The sequence below is a fragment of the Streptomyces sp. TLI_185 genome (assembly GCF_003814765.1).
In the GTDB taxonomy this organism is placed as follows: domain Bacteria; phylum Actinomycetota; class Actinomycetes; order Streptomycetales; family Streptomycetaceae; genus Streptomyces.
The window spans coordinates 1,643,665-1,661,326 of the sequence record NZ_RKRB01000001.1; the positions used below are offsets into that span (position 1 = coordinate 1,643,665).

Here is a 17,662-nt window from a genome sequence, read left to right on the forward strand (position 1 = left end):
CGCCATGAGCAACTTCACGGCAGACGGCGAAACAGCAGCTCCAGCGGTGAACGGGGTTCAGTCCGTCGACCGTGCCGTCAGCGTCCTGGAGATCCTCGCCCAGCGCGGCGAGGCGGGCGTCAGCGAGGTGGCCGGCGAGATCGACGTCCACAAGTCGACCGCGTTCCGCCTGCTCGGCGCGCTGGAGGCGCGCGGTCTGGTGGAGCAGACGGCCGAGCGCGGCAAGTACCGGCTCGGCTTCGGGATCGTGCGGCTGGCCGGCGCGGTCACCGGCCGGCTCGACATCACCCAGCAGGGCCGGCCGGTGTGCGAGCGGCTCAGCGAGGAGATCGGCGAGACCGTCAACATCGCGGTCCTGCAGGAGCATTACGCCGTCAACCTCTACCAGGTCCGCGGGCCGGGCGCCGTCGGCACGCACAACTGGGTCGGGCAGCTCACCCCGGTGCACGCCACGTCCAGCGGCAAGATCCTGCTGGCCCATCTGTCGCCTCAGGAGCGCGCCGACGTGCTCGCGACATCCGGGCTGCAGAAGCTCACGCCCCACACGCTGACGGCGAGGGCGAAGCTGGAGAAGGACCTCACCGCGGCCCGTGAGCGCGGATACGCGGTGACGCTGGAGGAGCTCGAGATCGGACTGCACGCCATGGCGGCGCCGATCCGCTCCCGCGACGGCGAGGTCATCGCCGCGCTCAGCGCCTCCGGCCCTGCGTACCGGTTCACCGAGGAGCGCATGCACGAGTCGGCGCCGGTACTGCTCAAGGGGGCGGAGGAGATCAGCCATCGGATGGGGTACCTGGGCTGAGGCTTCGCTCCGCGGGTGTGCCGCGAAGTGCCGTCGGTCGTCTGCGGCATCGTCGTGACTGGTCGCGCCCACGCAGCGGAGCCGCAAATCGACACGGCCCCGCGCCCCTAAAAGGCAGGCGTCTCGGCGCCCCAGCGCGCCGTCACCCTTACCGCGTCGAGTGTCGACGTCACGTCGTGTACCCGTAGGCACCAGGCGCCCTGTGCGGCGGCGAGTACTGACACGGCGGTGGTTGCGGCGTCGCGCAGTTGTGCCGGGCGGGGCTGACCGGTCGCCGGATCCGCCAGCAGACGGCCCAGGAACGACTTGCGTGATGCGCCCACCAGGACGGGGTGCCCCAGCGCGTGGACTTCCCCGAGGCGGCCCAGCAGCTGCCAGTTGTGCTCCGCCTCCTTGGCGAAGCCCAGGCCGGGGTCGACTATCAGGCTGCCGGGCCGGATGCCCGCCTGCAGTGCGGCCTGGATCCTCCGGCGCAGTTCGTCGACCACATCGGTGACGACGTCGCCGTAGACCGCGTTCGCCTGCATTGCGGCGGCGTGGCCGCGCCAGTGCATCAGCACGTACGGCGCGTCGGCCCGGGCCATCGTCGGCAGCATCGCGGGGTCGGCCAGGCCGCCCGAGACGTCGTTGATCAGCCGTGCGCCCGCGTCGAGCGCGCGGGCGGCGACCTCGGCCCGCATGGTGTCGACGCTGACGACGGCGCCCGCCGCGGCGAGTTCTGCGACGACGGGCAGGACGCGCCGCAGCTCCTCCTCGAGCGTCGGCCGCTGTGCGCCGGGACGGGTCGACTCCCCGCCCACGTCGACGATGTCCGCCCCCTCATCGAGCAGCGCAAGTCCGTGCGCGACGGCCGCCTCCGGGGCGAACGACAGCCCGCCGTCGGAGAACGAGTCCGGGGTGACGTTCACAACGCCCATGACCAGCGTCCGGCCGGGCCGCGGCAGCCCCTGCGGATGCAGTTCCGGCGTCCCCGGCCGCGGCGGGGCGGTCGCCTGGAACGTGGCGGTCACGAGGAGCCGGCCTTCCGCGCCGCCTCGGCGGCCACCGGCCCGCGCGGGCGCGGGAACGCCGACTGCGCTACGGCAGCACCCTGAAAGGCGCAGGCCTGTATCGATCTGCGGCTCCACCGCGCCGACGCAGCCAGCCAGGACTCCTCGACAGCGAACGAAGCCGACAGCGATACGACAGCTCCCTCAAAGGCGCGGGGCTGTGTCGATACGCGGCTCCGCCGCGGTCCCGCGGACGATCGACGGCCGATCGCGGCCGTGCGGCGGAGCCGCACATCGGCCCAGCCCGCGGGGCGCTTGGCGGCCCCGACGTCCGGCCGCCTGTCGCCGGAGCGACAGGGCTCGTCGACGGCGGTCGCCACGGTCCTCACGCGGCCCCACCCGCGGGCTCGGCCGCTCGGAGGCGGGCGGCGACGCACGTGGGTGGGAGATTCGGCGGAGCGTCGGACAGCTCGATGTAGATCGTGCCGTCCTCGACGAGGACCTGGTGGGTGCGGACGGGCAGCCGGGCCGGTGGGGCGTCGACGGCGCCGGTGCGCAGGTCGAACTTCGAGGCGTGCAGCGGGCATTCCACCTCGCAGCCCTCCAGCCAGCCCTCGGAGAGCGAGGCGTCCTGGTGGGTGCAGGTGTCGTCGATCGCGTAGAGCTCGCCGTCCTCGGTGTGGAACACGGCGACCGCCGGGTCGGACTCGAGCCGGAACGCCTCGCCTCGCGGCAGATCGGCGAGACGGCACGCGGGAAGCTTCATGACCACCTCGGTGCGTATTGCGAAACTGGATGCGCGACGCGCAACGCCAGTTTCGGGTCGCCCTCACCCCTTGTCAAGGAGTCGCCCGGTGGCAGCCGTCAAGGAGCCGTCCCGCGGCTGTCATGGAGTCGCCCGTGCCGGCAGGTCCCGCCGCACGCGTCAGGAAATCTCCTGCTCGGCCCAGATGATCTTTCCGTCGGGCGTGTACCTGGCGCCCCAGCGATCGGTCAGCTGGGCGACCAGGAAGAGGCCGCGGCCGCCCTCGTCCGTGCTGCGGGCATGCCGCAGCCGGGGGGCCGTGCTGCTGGCGTCGGCGACCTCACAGGTCAGGCGGGAGTCACGGATGAGTCGTAGCCGGATGGGGGGTTCGGCGTAGCGGATCGCGTTGGTGACCAGTTCGCTCACGACGAGTTCCGTCGTCATGGCCAGGTCCTCCAGCCCCCAGGCCGCCACCTGGCGGGTGGCGCTGGCGCGGACGTCGGCGACGGCGGCCGGGTCCACCGGCACCTGCCACGAGACGACGTGGTCGGCGCCGAGGCCATGGGTGCGCGCCAGGAGGAGGGCGATGTCGTCGGGCTGCGGCACGGGCACGAGTCGCCGTACCGCGGAGGTGCACAGCACGTCGAGGTCGGTGTCGGAGCGGGCCAGCAGCTCGCCGAGCCGGGACATGCCCAGCTCCATGTCGCCGTCGGCGCCCTCGATGAGGCCGTCGGTGTAGAGGCCGATCAGGCTGTTCTCGGCGAGTTCGATCTCGGCGGCTTCGAACGCCATCCCGCCCAGTCCGAGCGGCGGCCCGGCCGGCGGCTCCGGGAAGGACACCTGCCCGTCGGGGGCCACGACAACCGGCGGCGGGTGCCCGGCGCGGGCCATCGTGCACCGCCGGGTCACCGGGTCGTAGACGGCGTACAGGCAGGTCGCCCCGAGGAAGGCGGTGCTGCTGCGGTGGGCCGTCTCGTCGTCGGTCCGCTCGGCGCTCAGCCGCAGCACGAGGTCGTCGAGGTGGGCGAGCAGTTCGTCGGGCGGCAGTTCCATGTCGGCGAGGGTCTGCACCGCGGTGCGCAGCCGTCCCATGGTCGCCGCGGCGGTGATGCCGTGCCCCACCACGTCGCCGACCACGAGGCCGACCCGCCCCCCGGACAGCTGGATCACGTCGAACCAGTCGCCGCCCACGCCGTCCGCCGGGTCCGCCGGCAGATAGGCGGAGGCCACCTCCAGCGCGGTTCCGCCCGTCAGGGCCTGCGGCAGCAGACTGCGCTGCAGGGTGACCGCCGCGGTGTGTTCCCGGGTGTAGCGGCGGGCGTTGTCGACACACAGCGCCGCCCGCGCCACCAGCTCCCGGGCCAGCAGCACGTCGTCGGGCTGGAACGGCACGGGATTGAGCGACCGCATGAACGTGGTGAGGCCCAGGATGGTGTTCCGTGCGCGCATCGGCACGGCGATGAAGGAGTGCAGCCCGAACTCCCTTATCTTTTCCGCGCGTTCGGGCTGTTCGGCGACCCACCGCTCGTCGGACGGATCGAGGACGGGCACCAGGATCGGCTCGCCGTCGACGAGCAGGTTCACATCGTGCGCGGGGGGCAGGAAGCCCGCCCTGTCCCCGACCCGTGCCACGGCCTCCGGGCAGCCCTCGCGCACCGAGCTCATTCCGGCGCGGCGCATCACCGGTCCGACGGAGGCCGGCCCGGCGTCCGTCAGCCACGCGCCATGCCCTTCGGTGCTGAGCACGGGCTCCAGAAGGTCCACGACGGCGAAGTCCGCGAAGCGGGGTACGGCGAAGTCGGCGAGCTCCTGAGCCGTCCGCATCACGTCCAGCGTCGTGCCGACGCAGGTTCCTGCCTCGTTGACCAGCGTCAGCAGCCGGCGGGCCGTCCACCGCTCGGTGACGTCCTGGACCATGTAGCAGACGCCGGTGACGGAGTCGTCGGCGTCCACCAGGGGGAAGAAGGACGTGGAGTAGGCGTGCTGGCGGTGGGGGTCGGCCCAGCTCCAGCCCAGGTACTCGTAGTCGGTGACCGGGACTCCGGTGTCCAGGACCTTGCGCATCAGCCCCTCGATGGCGGCCGCCTGCAGCCCGGGCAGCAGTTCGCTCAGCCGGCGTCCCAGCCGCTGCTCGCGGGGCACTCCGCCGAAGCGTTCCAGGGTGTCGTTGAGCCAGACATAGCGCAGTTCCTGGTCCATCACCGCCATGCCGATCGGGGAACGGGTCAGGAACCCGTCGAGGACGGACTGGCCGATCGACCACTGCTCCCGCCGCTCCCGCGCCGACATCAGGAAGCACTCGTCCTCGCCGATACGGAAGGACGCGGAGACCCGCAGGTCGGCATCGAGGGTCCGGCCGTCGCGGTGGCGTACGGAGATGAGACCGCTCCATCCCATACCGCCACGACACCGCTCCGCCACACGGGCCACCCGTACCGGGTCGGCGGGCATCGCCACCAGGCGCGCGGCGGAGCCGCCGACCACCTCGGACGCGGGGTGGCCGAGCAGTGCTTCGGCGCCCCGGGTCCAGCCGAGCACGACGCCCGCCGCGGACACGACCGCCGCCGCGTCGGTGGACGCGTCGAGGAGTTCGCGCGGCCCCGAGGGCGCCGGCCCTTCGGATGTTTCTCGCGCAGGATCCATGGGTGCCATCCGGGTGCCGTCCTCTACAGGACCATGTTCCTGCTAGTCCGCCCGATGTGCACGGCCCTGGCGGGCGCCCCCGCCCTGCCCGCAGCGCTTCCGCCCTTCCCGGACCGGAGGGAGCATGGAAGTGCCGCTGGTCGGAACCCGGGTGGCGGTGATGCCGGCCGGGGTCCGCGGATCCCGCCGAACGGTGGAGGTGGTTGCGGGATGACAGCCGAATCCTTCCGGTCCGACAGTGCTGCGCACGATTTCGAGCCGCCCGCGCCGACCGGACTGCTGGATGTCCTGAGCGTGGCCGCGACGGTCGTCGACGCCGACGGACGCATCGTGTTCTGGACCCCGCAGGCCGAGGAGCTGTTCGGATACAGCGCACAGGAGGCGCTCGGCAAGTACGCGGCCCGGCTGTTCATCCACCCCGAGCATCTGAAGTCGGTGGTCAAGCTGTTCACGGAGGTGCTGGAGACCGGCCGGAGCTGGGCGGGTGCCTTCCCCATCCGGCACAAGGACGGCAGCACCCGCGTGATGGAGTTCCGCAACATGCGGCTCCAGGACGATCTCGGGGACGTGTACGCCCTCGGTATCGCCGCCGACCACAATCTGCTGCAGCGCGTCGAGACCGATCTGGCCCTGTGCGAGCGGCTGATCAACCAGTCCCCGATCGGCCTCGCCCTGCTGGACCCCGATCTGCGGTACCTCCTGGTCAACCCGGCGCTGGAGCGCATCGACGGCATCCCCGCCGAGGACCATGTGGGCCGCCGTCTGAGGGAGACGATGCCGCTGCCCGACGTCGGCACCATCGAGAGCGCGCTGCTGCAGGTGCTCACCACCGGGACCCCGCTGCTCGACCAGTACCACGTCGGCCGCCCGCCGACCGACCCCGACCACGAACACGCCTGGTCGCTGTCCTTCTACCGACTGGAGGACCCGGGCGGGCGGGTGCTGGGTGCGGCCGCCTCGGTCGTCGACGTCACCGAACGGCACCGGGCGGCCGCCGAGGCCGACCGGGCCCGGCGCCGCCTCGCCCTCATCGCCGACGCCTCGGTACGCGTGGGCACCACGCTGGAGGTGGAGGAGACCGCCCGCGAGCTGGCCGAGATCGCCGTGCCGCAGCTCGCCGACGTGGTCGCCGTGGACGTCCTCGACTCCGCGCTGGCCTGCCGCCGCTCACGCAGACCCGACGACGGCCCGGAGCTCTTCCGCGCCCTCGCGCTCAAGGCGGCCCAGCCGACCGTGGCGCTGCGCGCCGCCGACCCGCCCGGCGGCCTCGCGGCCTACGAGGGGGACCGCCTGGTCACCCTGTGCGTGCACACCGGCCGGCCCGTCCTGGTGCGGCACGTCGGCGACCGCGATCTACCGCGCATCGCCCGGGACGCCGAGGCCGGCTCGCTGCTGGCCCGGGCCGGCGTCCACTCCTACCTCGCGGTTCCGCTGATCGCGCACGGCGAGATACTCGGCGCCCTGGACCTCAAGCGCACCACCAACCCGCTCCCCTTCGACGAGGACGACGTCGTCCTCGCGAGCGAGCTGGCCGGGCGCGCCGCCGTGGCCATCGACAACGCGCGCTGGTTCCAGAGCGTGCGCAACACCGCGCTCACCCTCCAGCGAAGCCTGCTGCCCGACCACCCGCCCGAGCACGCGGGGCTCGAACTCGCCTCCCGCTACCAGCCGGCCCAGGCCACCAGCGAGGTCGGCGGCGACTGGTACGACGTCATCCCCCTCGACGACGACCGGACCGCCCTGGTCGTCGGCGACGTCATGGGCAACGGCATCGACGCCGCCGCCACCATGGGCCGGCTGCGCACCGCCACCTGCGCCTACGCGGACCTCGACCTCGCCCCCGACGCCGTGCTCCAGCACCTCGACAAGATCACCTGCGATCTGGAGCACTACATCGTCACCTGTCTCTACGCCGTGTACGACCCCCGCACACGGCAGTGCCAGTTCGCCAACGCCGGCCACATGCCGCCCGCCCTGGCCGGCCCCGGCCGCGCCCCCGAGCTGCTCCACCTGCCCGCCGGCGCCCCGCTCGGCGTCGGCGGCATCTCCTTCGAGACAACGACCGCCCGGCTCGACGCCGGTGACCTGCTGGTCCTGTACACCGACGGTCTCGTCGAGACCCGCCACCACTCCATCGACGACCGTCTCGACGTCCTGCTCGGCTTCCTCGACGAACCCAACCGCCCCCTGGAGGAAACCTGCGACCTCCTGCTCTACGGCCTGCGTCACCCCGACGACCACGACGACGTCGCCCTGCTCGTCGCCCGGGCCCTCTAGGCGGGCGCGGCGGGGAACGCGGGTGGCGGGAGAGGCGTTCTCATGGGTGAAAGGAACGGGGGCGACAAGATGAGTGACAAGGCACGGAAGCTGTTCGAGGCGCTCGACCTCGACCACAGCGGAACACTGACCCGCGATGAGGTGATCATCGCCCTGCGGACCAAGGGTCCGACCCTGGCCGCGTCGGGAGACCTGCCGTTCTGGGCCCTGGGGGACGCCGACGCCTCCTCCGCCCTCTTCGACGCCGCCGACCAGAACGGGGACGCCGTACTGACCCTGGAGGAGTTCGCGGCCCTGGTGGACCGCCGCTTCGGCTGGCACTGACACCGGCAGGCGCAGCTTCGGCAGACGGCCAGGTCATCAGCGGGCAGGCCGCCTCTCCGCCGAGCGGGAGCGACGCGCCGCCCGGCCGAGGTCAGTTGCTCTGCCGTCGGGCCTGTTTCACCTCGCGGTCGACGGCCCAGGCGTCGCCGACCGGGCCGAGGTGGCCGAGCTTGTCGGGGTTGATCACCGCGCGGATGGTCTGGATCCGGCCGTCGAGCAGCTCGAGGGCCATGGTCTGCAGGACCCTGCCGTCCCGGTCGCGGAAGATCGCGCCGGGCTGGCCGTTGACCTCGTGCAGCTCGAACGTCACGTCGATCCGGATCAGCCAGGGGAAGACCGTGCCGAGCAGCCGGGCCACGTTCTCGGCGCCCATGACCGCCCTGGCCAGCTGCGGGGCCTTGCCGCCGCCGTCCCCGACCAGCTGAACGTCGGCGGCCAGCAGGTTCTGCAGCCCGCCGACATCGCCGTTCTTCAGCGCGTCGAAGAACCGTGTCGCCAGCTCCTCGCGGTCCTCACGGTCCGCCGCGAACCGGGGCCGTCCGGCCTGCATGTGCCGCCGCGCCCGTACCAGCAGCTGCCGGCATGCCGCCTCCGAACGCCCCACCGCCGCCGCGATGTCGTCGAACCCGAACGCGAACACCTCGCGCAGCACGAACACCGCCCGCTCCAGCGGGCTCAGCCGCTCCAGCAGCACCAGCGCCGCCATCGACACCGAGTCGGCCAGCTCCACCGACCGCTCCGGATCCTGATACGGATCGCTGAGCAGCGGCTCGGGAAACCACGGCCCGACATACTCCTCCCGCCGCACCCGCGCGGAACGCAGCACATCGATCGAGATCCGGGTCACGACGGCCGACAGATACGCCTTGGTCGACGCGGGCCGGGTTGCCGTGCCGTCGAACCGCAGCCATGCCTCCTGCACCGCGTCCTCGGCCTCACTCACGCTGCCCAGGATCCGGTAGGCGATCGAGAACAGCAGCGGCCGCAGCTCCTCGAACTCCTCGACCTTGCTCACGCCGATCCCCTTCCCCCGTGCTCCCATGTCGTGTCCATGATGTGCCCCTCTGCCGTCGTCAGTGGCCACACCCTCTGAGACGGGGCGGCCCCCACCCCTGTGACATGGCCGAATGTGACCTGCGTCTCCCCGGCCCCGGAAGCGCCCTCGGCGCGCGGTTCACACCGTGTCGGAGGCCTGCCGAACGGCGCCGCGAGACTTCGTCCGCCGGGCTCCCACCCACCCGAACACCACCACCGAGCACGCCGCCGCGAACGCGCACCAGGTCGAGACGAACTCCAGCCGCCACAGCGCCCAGCACACCAGCGCGCCCACCCCGGCCAGCACGCCGAGCGCCACCAGCCAGCGGTCGCCGGACAGCAGCAACGCGCCGACCGTGGCCAGCAGATAGCCCGCGATGAGCACGCCCGCATGCGGCAGCCCGATGACGTAGCCGACGGTGTGCCCGCGGATCTCGGCCCGCACGGGACGGGTGGCGATGGCGTACGCCAGCACGCCCGCGGTCGCGACGCCGGACGCCACGGAAATCGACAGCCGGGCTGTGGCATCCCGCGGAACGGCGCACAGGACGGCCGCCGGCACCCACACCGCAAGCAGGGGCAGGGCGATCACGGCCCAGGCGACGGTGGCCGGTCCGGTGCCGCCCCCCACCTGCCAGACCCGCGCCTCGACCAGCTGATGGACGCCGAGCAGCAACGGCAGCGCCGCAAGAGGGAGATCGCCGGTCCGGTGCACGCGTGCCACGCAGGCCACACCGACGCAGGTGATCCCGGCGCCCGCCACGAGATCGGCTGTCGCACTCCAGCACATGGCACCACCTTGGCGGCGACCGCTCGTCAATTCCAGCGGTGCCCCCGGCGGCGCGGGAGTCTCAGCCACGTTTGCGGAGGTACGCCTCCAACTCGGCGGCACCCGTCAGCATCGCCCGCCCACGGGCGGCCAGCCGGCTGCGCCAGTCGGACAGCGCGGCCTCCAGTGGCTCCAGCCCGCCGGCCGCCCTCACCTGGGCGATCAACGGGGCGATCTGCTCCAGCAGATGGCCGCCCCGTCTGAGCTGGTGGGCCAGCCGGGCGTCCCGCACGTCGGACTCGTCGTAGACGCGGTACCCGGTCAGCGGGTCGCGGCGCGGGCGCACCAGCCCGGCATGCTCCCACTTGCGCAGCGTCGCGGGCCGGATCCCGAGCTTCCCCGCCAGCGGGCCGATGAACGTGCCGCCCAAACGCTGGAGCGGGTCACTGCGATGGCGGCGAACGTCGCGAAGGCGCTGGTCGACGTCCCCGACTTCCTGCGTCTCGGCCTGATGCTCGCCCTGGAGCGCCGCCCCACGGAGCCACGAGGCCGGACGGTGTTCCTCCAGGTCCGCGACGCCCAGCAGAGGACGGCCGATGTGGTCAGGGAACTGTTCCCGGACCTGGCCGAGGCCGACGTACAGACCCTGACCAGCTACGCCCTCGCCGGCGCCGACGACCTGTTCGTGCACCGGGAGATCAACGGTGAGGCCGTCGACCTGGTGGCGATGTTCGAGCTGCACGCGCGGCTGCTCCACGACGCGGCGACCCGCATGACGGCGAGGACGAAGACCGGGACACAGCCCCCAGCTGACGGTCGGCTGTGAACCAGCACTGACGTCCGAGGAACCACAAGCCCAGGCCGCCCGCCGTATTCGCTTCTATCGTGGGAACACACTGATGGTTGGCGCCAAGGCAGGCAGCACATGAGGAAACCGCAACCGATCGACTACGCGGCGGTCTTCCAGGCCCTGCCCGGCATGGTGGCGCTGCTGACGCCCGAGCTGGTGTACGTCGACGTCAACGACGACTTCGCGCAGCTGGCCGGACGCACTCGTGAGCAGCTGCTGGGCCGCTACATCTTCGATGTCTTTCCGGAGAACCCGAACGATCCGGCCGCGGCCGGCATGCGGGAGACCCGGGAGTCGATGTTGCGCGTGGTGGCCACGGGCGAGCGGGACACCATGGCGGTGCTCCGCTACGACATCGAGGACGCCCAGCGGCCCGGCCACTGGCAGGAGCACTTCTGGAGCCCGGTCAACGCGCCCGTCCTCGGCCCGGACGGGAAGGTGGTGCTGGTCGTGCACCGGGTGGAGGAGGTCACGGAACTTCTGCGCGCCCGCGGCAGCCTGACCGACAGCGACCGGGCAAGCGTGCTGGAGGCCGAGCTCTACACCCGCGCCCGGGAGCTGCAGGAGGTCAACGAACGGCTGCGCAGGGCCCACGCCCACGAGCGTGAGGTCGCTCTGGCCCTGCAGACGGCGATGATGCCCACCCCGAGACATCTCGGTCCTCATCGGGCGGCGGTGCGCTACCGGCCCGCCATCGGTGACCTGAACGTGTGCGGCGACTGGTACGACCTGGTGGACCTGCCGGACGACCGTATGGCGGTCGCGGTCGGCGATGTCGTCGGCCACGGTCTGGCGGCGGCCTGCGCCATGGGGCAGCTGCACAGCGCGCTGAGCGCGGCCACCCAGGTCGCCGACGGACCGGCGCAGGCCCTGGAGGCCCTCGACATGTACGCGTGCTCCGTCGACGGAGCCGAGTCCGCCACGGTGGCGACGACCTTCATCGACTGGGGCGGGCGCAGCATCACCTACAGCTGTGCCGGCCATCCGCCGCCCGCCGTACTGCACCCCGACGGCACCGTGTCCTTCCTGGACCAGGCCACCGACCCGCCGATCGACGCGCGCCCCGGCCGCGTCGCCCGGCCGCAAGCCCGTGTGGCCTTCGCGGCGGGCGACACCCTCGTGCTGTACACCGACGGTCTGATCGAGCGCCGTAGCGAGGACATCGACACCGGCCTGGGCCGCCTCGCCGACTGCCTGGCCCGCCACCGGCGGACCGCTCCCGAGGCCCTGGCCGACGCCCTGCTGGCCGACCTTCTCCCCGCCACGGGCAACACCGACGACACGGCGCTGGTCGTCGTCGGCCTGTAGCCGACGGGCCCGCCCGCCACGAAGCGTTCCTGCCGAGACGGTCGCTTTCGCACTGACGCCGACCGGCGCTCACCCATGCCCGTCGTACTGCACATGGCACCCCAGGCGTCCCCCAAAGCGCGAAAGACCCTCGCCTTTGACATCGTTCCGGGCCATTGCGGCAAGGCCGCCTACGGATTCGCCTCAGTCTCCCCCGTACTCAGCAGGAGGTACACCGCATGGTCGGCAGACATGCAGCGGGCAGGCACCGCGCCGCCCTGGCCACACTCGGCACCCTCGTCCTCACCGGGATCCCCGCGGTCGCGGCGGCCGCCCCGCCGCCCGCGCCGGGGCCCCTGCCCTCCGCGGCCCGGACCCTCGGCGCCGACAAACCGTCCGCGCAGATCCTGAGCGCGATGGCGCGCGACCTGCATCTGACGCGGGCGCAGGCGGCCACCCGGCTGGTCAACGAGGAGGAGGCGGGCACCCGTGCGGGCCGGCTGCACAACGCCCTCGGCGGGCACTTCGCCGGAGCCTGGGTGAGCGGGAAGACCTCCGCCGAGCTCACCGTCGCGACCACCCATGCGGAGGACGTGCCCGCCATCAAGGCGCAGGGCGCCAAGGCCGTGGTCGTCAAGGCGCCGCTCAGCGCCCTCGAGGCCGTCAAGGCGAAGCTGGACGCGGCCGCCGTCCGCGTGAAGACGCACGACACCCCGGTCTGGTACGTCGACGTGCCGGCGAACCGGGTCGTCGTCGAGGCGACGAGGCAGTCGGCGGCCGCCGCCTTCCTCAAGGCCGCCGGGGTGGAGGACCGGGGCGTGGCGGTCCGGATCACGAAGGACCGGCCTCGGCTGATGGCGGACCTCGTAGGCGGCGAGGCCTACTACATCAACAACGCCGCCCGCTGCTCCATCGGCTTCTCCATCACCAAGAGCCAGCAGCAGGGCTTCGTCAGCGCGGGCCACTGCGGCAAGGCAGGTGACAAGACCACCGGCTACAACAAGGCAGACCAGGGCACGTTCCAGGGGTCCACGTTCCCGGGCAAGGACATGTCCTGGGTGGCCGTCAACAGCAGCTGGACCGCGACGGCCGAGGTCAAGGGGTCGGGCGGCAGGAACACGCAGGTCGCCGGGTCGGTCCAGGGGCTCGTCGGGGCGTCGGTCTGCCGCTCCGGCTCCACCAGCGGATGGCACTGCGGCACCATCCAGCAGCACAACACGTCGGTCGACTACGCCCAGGGCACCGTCGACGGCCTCACCCGGACCACGGTGTGCAGCGAACCGGGTGACTCCGGCGGCCCGTTCCTCTCCGGCGCCCAGGCGCAGGGCGTCACCTCCGGCGGCTCCGGCGACTGCACGACCGGCGGAACCACCTTCTACCAGCCGGTCAACCCGATCCTCAGCACCTTCGGCCTCACCCTGAAGACCGCGTCCGTGCAGACCGGTCCGCCCGCCCCGCAGGGCGCCGGCACGGCGACCGCATGGGCCGCCGGCCGGGTCTACGAGGTCGGCGCCACGGTGACCGTTGCGGGCGTGCGCTACCAGTGCCTGCAGACCCACCAGGCGCAGGGTGCCTGGTCGCCGGAGGGCACTCCGGCCCTGTGGCAGCGGGTGTAGCGGGTAAGGGCCCCGGTGCGGGGGCGCGGCCCCCGCACCGCCCGCTCAGCGGACGAGTTCCGCGGCCCTGGTCGCCTTGCCCAGCAGCCACTCCAGCGGGCCGCGCCGGAACAACCGGGCCCACAGCATCGCGAACACGGTCACGGCGACGATGAAGCCGAGCAGCACATCCCGGCGGGAGCGCCCGGGCGTCGTCCTGCTCGACATCCGGAGGCCCCGCGCGTTCGACGCCGACGAGTACATCGTCACCGCGCTGCGGACCGGCGCGGCCGACTTCCTGCTCAAGGACACCGAGCCCGATCAACTCGCACAGCTGGTACAGACGTTGGACCCCGGCGGGGTCGTCATGTCACCGAAGGCCGCCCGGCGGGAGGCCTGCCTCGGGGCCGGTGCAGGACACTCGGGCGTGGCCTCCGCCGCGGAGGGCGGAGGCCACATCGAGCGAGCGGTGACGCACCGCGCCCGTCAACACCTGCGGCGTATTCAGATGTATTCGGTCGCCGCGTCCAGCAGCCAGTCCGTCAGGTAGCCGGCGAAGGACGAACGGACCAGTACCCAGAATCCGGCCCCGGGTTCGTCCCTGGCGACCAGGACGACCTGCGTGCGGCCCAGCGTCGTCTGGGCGCAGCGGCCGGCGCCGAAGGCACGCGGGTGCAGGTCCAGCGCGCAGCCGTGGGCCAGCAGGTCGCGGGCGCTGGGGCCGGAGACGAGGAGGGTGGTGCGCTGGGCGGAGACGTCGGTGACGGAGACGGGCTCCTCCCCGACGGCCGCCCGGATCCGGCTCTCCAGGTCCCGCTCGCTGCCCGGCGGGCCCACCACCAGCCATTCGTCCGGGCCGAGCCACAGTGCGGTCAACTCGCCCGCGTGAATGGCCGTGTTGGGTTCGAGCGGCAGCTGCACCCCCAGGGCGAGCCCGACGGCGTCGGCCGCGCCTCCCTTGGCGTCGAGGCGGACGTTCACCTGGGCCAGGAAGGGGAGTTCGGCGAGCCGGACCGCCCCCTGGGAGGTGCGGGTCGCGGCGGCCAGGCGATCGGCGTACTGCGCCAGGGGGCTGCGGGGCGGGGCGGTGATTGCGGTGTCAGCCATCGCGGCGGGCTCCCTCGGGGTCGTAGAGGACGGGGCCGGCGACGGTCACCGGGACCAGCCGGTTGCCCACGGGGGCGTACAGCCGCTCGCCGATGCGCTCCCGGCCGCCCTTGATCAGGGCCAGCGCGAAGGTGCGGCCGAGGGCGGCGCTGCGGTAGCTGGAGGTGACGTGGCCGAGCATCGGGACGGGTGGCGCGGGCAGTTCGCTGTCGGCGACCAGCTGGGTGCCCTCCGGGAGGAAGGTGCCGGGGTCCTCCGGGAGCAGGCCGACCAGGTGCTTGCGGTCGGGGCGGACGGTGTCGGCGCGGGCGAAGGAGCGCTTGCCGATGAAGTCCGGCTTCTTCTTCGACACCGCCCAGCTCATGCCGAGGTCGTGCGGAGTGATCGTGCCGTCGGTGTCCTGGCCGATGATCGGGTAGCCCTTCTCGGCGCGCAGGACGTGCATGGTCTCGGTGCCGTACGGGGTGATGCCGTACGGGGCACCGGTCTCGTACAGCGCCTCCCACAGAGCGAGCGCCTCCCACGGCGACACATTGATCTCGTAGGCGAGTTCACCGGAGAAGCTGATCCGGCAGACGCGCGCCTCGATGCCCGCGACGGTCGTCTCCCGCCAGGCCATGAACGGGAAGTCGTCGTTGGAGACGGCCAGTTGGGGAGCGAGCGAGCCGAGGACCGCGCGCGACTTCGGGCCGACCAGGGCGACCGTGGCCCACTGCTCGGTGACCGACGTGCAGTGGACCTTCAGCTCCGGCCACTCGGTCTGCAGCCACTCCTCCATCCAGTCCAGTACGGTCGCCGCGTTGCCCGTGGTCGTGGTGACCAGGAAGCGGTCGGGGGCGAGGCGGATGACCGTGCCGTCGTCGAAGACCATGCCGTCGGGCTTGCACATCACGCCGTAGCGGATCATGCCGACCTTCAGGGTGCTCATCATGTTGGTGTAGAGCAGGTCGAGGAAGACGCCGGCGTCCGGGCCCTGTACGTCGATCTTGCCGAGGGTGGAGGCGTCCATGAAGGCGACGCTCTCGCGGGCGGCGGCGCACTCGCGCAGCACGGCCACTTCCATGTCCTCGCCGTCCTGCGGGTAGTACCAGGGGCGCTTCCACTGGCCGACGTTCTCGAACAGCGCGCCGTGTTCGACGTGCCATCCGTGCAGGGCGGTGGTGCGGACCGGGTCGCTCAGCACCCCCCGGTCCCGGCCGGCGAGGGCCGCGAAGGAGACGGGCGTGTAGGGCGGCCGGAAGGTGGTCGTGCCGAGCGCGGAGATGTCCACACCGAGCAGGTCGGCGACCACGCCGCTGGCCAGGACGCCGGAGGTCTTGCCCTGGTCGTTGGCGGTGCCGGCCGTGGTGTAGCGCTTGGTGTGCTCGACCGAGTGCATACCGGCGCCGGTGGCGCGGGCCAGGTCGTCGATGGTGACGTCCCGCTGGAGGTCCACGAAGCGGGGGGCGCCCTCGCGGCCGGGGACGGTGAAGACCTGCATGGGAGGCGTGGGCTGCGGCTGGGCGGGCACGGCCGGGAGCTCCGGGACGTCCGGGGTGTAGCCCTCGGCCTCGATCGCGCGGGCACCGGCGGCGGCACCCTGGGCGAGCACGGCGGCCAGGTCGAAGATGCCGTTCGCGCTGCCCGCGACCTCGACGGCCTGACGGACGACGTCGGGCACGAAGGTGCCCAGCGCCTCGTCGTAGCGGAGCTTGCCGCCCGCCTGGCTGAACAGGTGCGCCACCGGGTTCCAGCCGCCGGAGACCAGCAGCAGGTCGGCGGCGAACTCCCGCCGTGCCGCGGTCTCTCCGAACGGCGCCACGCTCACGGCGGTCAGCCGCGCCTCGCCCTCCGTGCCGGTCACCGCGTACCCGGCGAGCACCTCGATGCCCGCCGCGCGGGCGCGGTCCGCCCACTCGCCCGGTGCGGGGCGGGTGTCGACGATCGCCGCGATCCGGACGCCCGCCGCGGCGAGGTCCAGTGCGGCCGCGTAGGCGCTGTCGTTGGTGGTGAACACGACCGCGTGACGGCCGGGCAGGACGCCGTGGCGGTGCAGGTGGGTGCGGGCCGAGGTGGCCAGCATGATGCCGGGCCGGTCGTTGTCCGCGAAGGCCAGCGAGCGCTCGTGGGCGCCGGTGGCGAGGACGACGCGGCGGGCGCGGATGCGGTGGACGCGCTCACGGGAGACGTTCTGAGGGGCCTGGGCGCCGAGGTGGTTGGTGCGGCGCTCCACGGCGAGGAGGTGGTTGTCGTCGTAGTACCCGAAGACGGTGGTACGGCGCAGCACGCGGACCTCGGGGGCGGCCTCCAGCTGGGCGCCCGACTCGGCTGCCCAGTCGAGTAGTTCGCCGGTGCCGAGGAGGCTGCCGCCGAGCTCGGGCCGGTCGTCGGCGAGGATGACGCGGGCGCCGCTTCTCGCCGCGGCCGCTGCCGCCGCGAGGCCGGCCGGGCCGGCGCCGACGATCAGCAGGTCGCAGTGGGTGTGTACGGCGTCGTAGCGGGCGGGGTCCGGTTGGGTGGCGAGGCGGCCCTGGCCGGGGAGGCTGGTGGCTACCAGGCCGTCGTAGAGCTCGACGGTGGTGGCCGGGAGCATCGGCTCGGGGAAGGGCTCCTCGATCTGGATGACGGCGTTGGGTTCTTCGACGCCTGCCGAGAAGATGCCGCGGGGGCGGCCGAGTTTGATGCTGGTCGACGCCTGGATCACGCCGTTGGCCAGGAGGGCGGAGGCGAGGGTGTCGCCTCGGTGGCCCTGGTATTCGATGCCGTCGAAGGTGAAGGTGAGGGGGATGTCGCGGTCGATTCGGCCGCGGGTGGGGTGGCGGAACGGGAGAGTCTCGCCCCCGCCGCCCCTACCCGTCCCGTCCTGAAGGGGCTCCGCCCCTTCGACCCCGCTGGGGGCTGCGCCCCCAGGCCCCCCTTCGGTCTGAACGGCCTCGTCCTCAAACGCCGGACGGGCTGGATGCGCCGGCCGGGGCTCGACAGTCGCCGGACGTTCCTCCCCCGCCCGGTACACCGCCAGGATCTCGTTCGTCGACGTGTCCCGGACCGCGTTGAACCAGCGGCGGCAGCCCGCCGAGTGGCTCCAGCGTTCGGCGAAGGGGCCCTTGGGGTTGTCGCGGAAGAAGAGGTACTTGGCCCACTCGTCGTCGGTCAGGGACGACGGGTCCTCCGGGTAAGGGACGTGGGCCTGGCCGCCGTAGTGGAACTCGGCCTCGTCGCGGGGCCCGCACCACGGGCATGGGATCAAAAGCATGGTTCGG

14 protein-coding genes and 2 pseudogenes are annotated in these 17,662 nt (G+C 72.6%); 7 read left to right on the top strand and 9 right to left on the bottom strand.

Annotation, left to right across the window (positions count from 1 at the left end):
- The first annotated feature begins 4 nt into the window (after positions 1 to 4).
- The gene (locus EDD92_RS07360; protein WP_123963557.1) at positions 5 to 802 is read left to right on the top strand and encodes an IclR family transcriptional regulator; all 798 of its coding nucleotides are present in this window, start codon (positions 5 to 7) and stop codon (positions 800 to 802) included.
- A 107-nt stretch (positions 803 to 909) separates the two neighbouring features.
- On the opposite strand, the gene folP is transcribed toward EDD92_RS07360, so the two are convergent.
- From folP to EDD92_RS07375, 3 genes are all read right to left on the bottom strand, one after another.
- A complete protein-coding gene (gene folP, locus EDD92_RS07365) occupies positions 910 to 1,812 on the bottom strand; it encodes a dihydropteroate synthase (protein ID WP_399182160.1) in 903 nt (300 codons plus the stop codon).
- A gap of 364 nt (positions 1,813 to 2,176) precedes the next feature.
- Entirely contained in the window at positions 2,177 to 2,557 is a 381-nt protein-coding gene (locus EDD92_RS07370; RefSeq protein ID WP_123963558.1) for a bifunctional 3-phenylpropionate/cinnamic acid dioxygenase ferredoxin subunit, read from the bottom strand.
- A 159-nt stretch (positions 2,558 to 2,716) separates the two neighbouring features.
- Positions 2,717 to 5,188: a SpoIIE family protein phosphatase gene (locus tag EDD92_RS07375; RefSeq protein ID WP_399182164.1), complete on the bottom strand. Its 2,472-nt coding sequence runs from the start codon at positions 5,186 to 5,188 to the stop codon at positions 2,717 to 2,719.
- 201 nt (positions 5,189 to 5,389) lie between these two features.
- Between EDD92_RS07375 and EDD92_RS07380 the strand changes: the two genes are divergently transcribed.
- Complete coding sequence (locus tag EDD92_RS07380; protein ID WP_123963560.1) at positions 5,390 to 7,456, top strand: SpoIIE family protein phosphatase; 2,067 nt, start codon at positions 5,390 to 5,392, stop codon at positions 7,454 to 7,456.
- A 69-nt stretch (positions 7,457 to 7,525) separates the two neighbouring features.
- Positions 7,526 to 7,780: an EF-hand domain-containing protein gene (locus tag EDD92_RS07385; RefSeq protein WP_123963561.1), complete on the top strand. Its 255-nt coding sequence runs from the start codon at positions 7,526 to 7,528 to the stop codon at positions 7,778 to 7,780.
- A gap of 91 nt (positions 7,781 to 7,871) precedes the next feature.
- On the opposite strand, the gene EDD92_RS07390 is transcribed toward EDD92_RS07385, so the two are convergent.
- From EDD92_RS07390 to EDD92_RS07400, 3 genes and pseudogenes are all read right to left on the bottom strand, one after another.
- A complete protein-coding gene (locus EDD92_RS07390) occupies positions 7,872 to 8,795 on the bottom strand; it encodes an RNA polymerase sigma-70 factor (RefSeq protein ID WP_123963562.1) in 924 nt (307 codons plus the stop codon).
- A 159-nt stretch (positions 8,796 to 8,954) separates the two neighbouring features.
- Positions 8,955 to 9,605, bottom strand: coding sequence for a DUF6629 family protein (locus EDD92_RS07395; RefSeq protein WP_123963563.1), 651 nt, complete (start codon positions 9,603 to 9,605; stop codon positions 8,955 to 8,957).
- Positions 9,606 to 9,666: 61 nt separating this feature from the next.
- A pseudogene (locus EDD92_RS07400) lies at positions 9,667 to 10,011 on the bottom strand (MerR family transcriptional regulator); the annotation flags it as partial.
- A gap of 24 nt (positions 10,012 to 10,035) precedes the next feature.
- On the opposite strand from EDD92_RS07400, the gene EDD92_RS07405 reads away from it, so the two are divergent.
- From EDD92_RS07405 to EDD92_RS07415, 3 genes are all read left to right on the top strand, one after another.
- Positions 10,036 to 10,410, top strand: a complete 375-nt coding sequence (locus EDD92_RS07405; protein WP_399182168.1) for a hypothetical protein — start codon at positions 10,036 to 10,038, stop codon at positions 10,408 to 10,410.
- A 99-nt stretch (positions 10,411 to 10,509) separates the two neighbouring features.
- Positions 10,510 to 11,742, top strand: a complete 1,233-nt coding sequence (locus tag EDD92_RS07410) for a PP2C family protein-serine/threonine phosphatase (protein ID WP_123963564.1) — start codon at positions 10,510 to 10,512, stop codon at positions 11,740 to 11,742.
- 218 nt (positions 11,743 to 11,960) lie between these two features.
- The gene (locus EDD92_RS07415; RefSeq protein WP_123963565.1) at positions 11,961 to 13,337 is read left to right on the top strand and encodes an alpha-lytic protease prodomain-containing protein; all 1,377 of its coding nucleotides are present in this window, start codon (positions 11,961 to 11,963) and stop codon (positions 13,335 to 13,337) included.
- 45 nt (positions 13,338 to 13,382) lie between these two features.
- On the opposite strand, the gene EDD92_RS07420 is transcribed toward EDD92_RS07415, so the two are convergent.
- Entirely contained in the window at positions 13,383 to 13,481 is a 99-nt protein-coding gene (locus EDD92_RS07420; protein ID WP_311736760.1) for a DUF418 domain-containing protein, read from the bottom strand.
- Between the two features lie 7 nt (positions 13,482 to 13,488).
- On the opposite strand from EDD92_RS07420, the pseudogene EDD92_RS07425 reads away from it, so the two are divergent.
- A pseudogene (locus tag EDD92_RS07425) lies at positions 13,489 to 13,734 on the top strand (DNA-binding response regulator); the annotation flags it as partial.
- Between the two features lie 86 nt (positions 13,735 to 13,820).
- Here the strand turns inward: EDD92_RS07425 and EDD92_RS07430 are convergent.
- Entirely contained in the window at positions 13,821 to 14,423 is a 603-nt protein-coding gene (locus EDD92_RS07430) for a sarcosine oxidase subunit gamma (protein WP_123963566.1), read from the bottom strand.
- A complete protein-coding gene (locus EDD92_RS07435) occupies positions 14,416 to 17,655 on the bottom strand; it encodes a sarcosine oxidase subunit alpha family protein (RefSeq protein ID WP_123963567.1) in 3,240 nt (1,079 codons plus the stop codon). Before EDD92_RS07435 ends, EDD92_RS07430 begins: the two co-directional genes overlap by 8 nt.
- Positions 17,656 to 17,662: the final 7 nt, after the last annotated feature.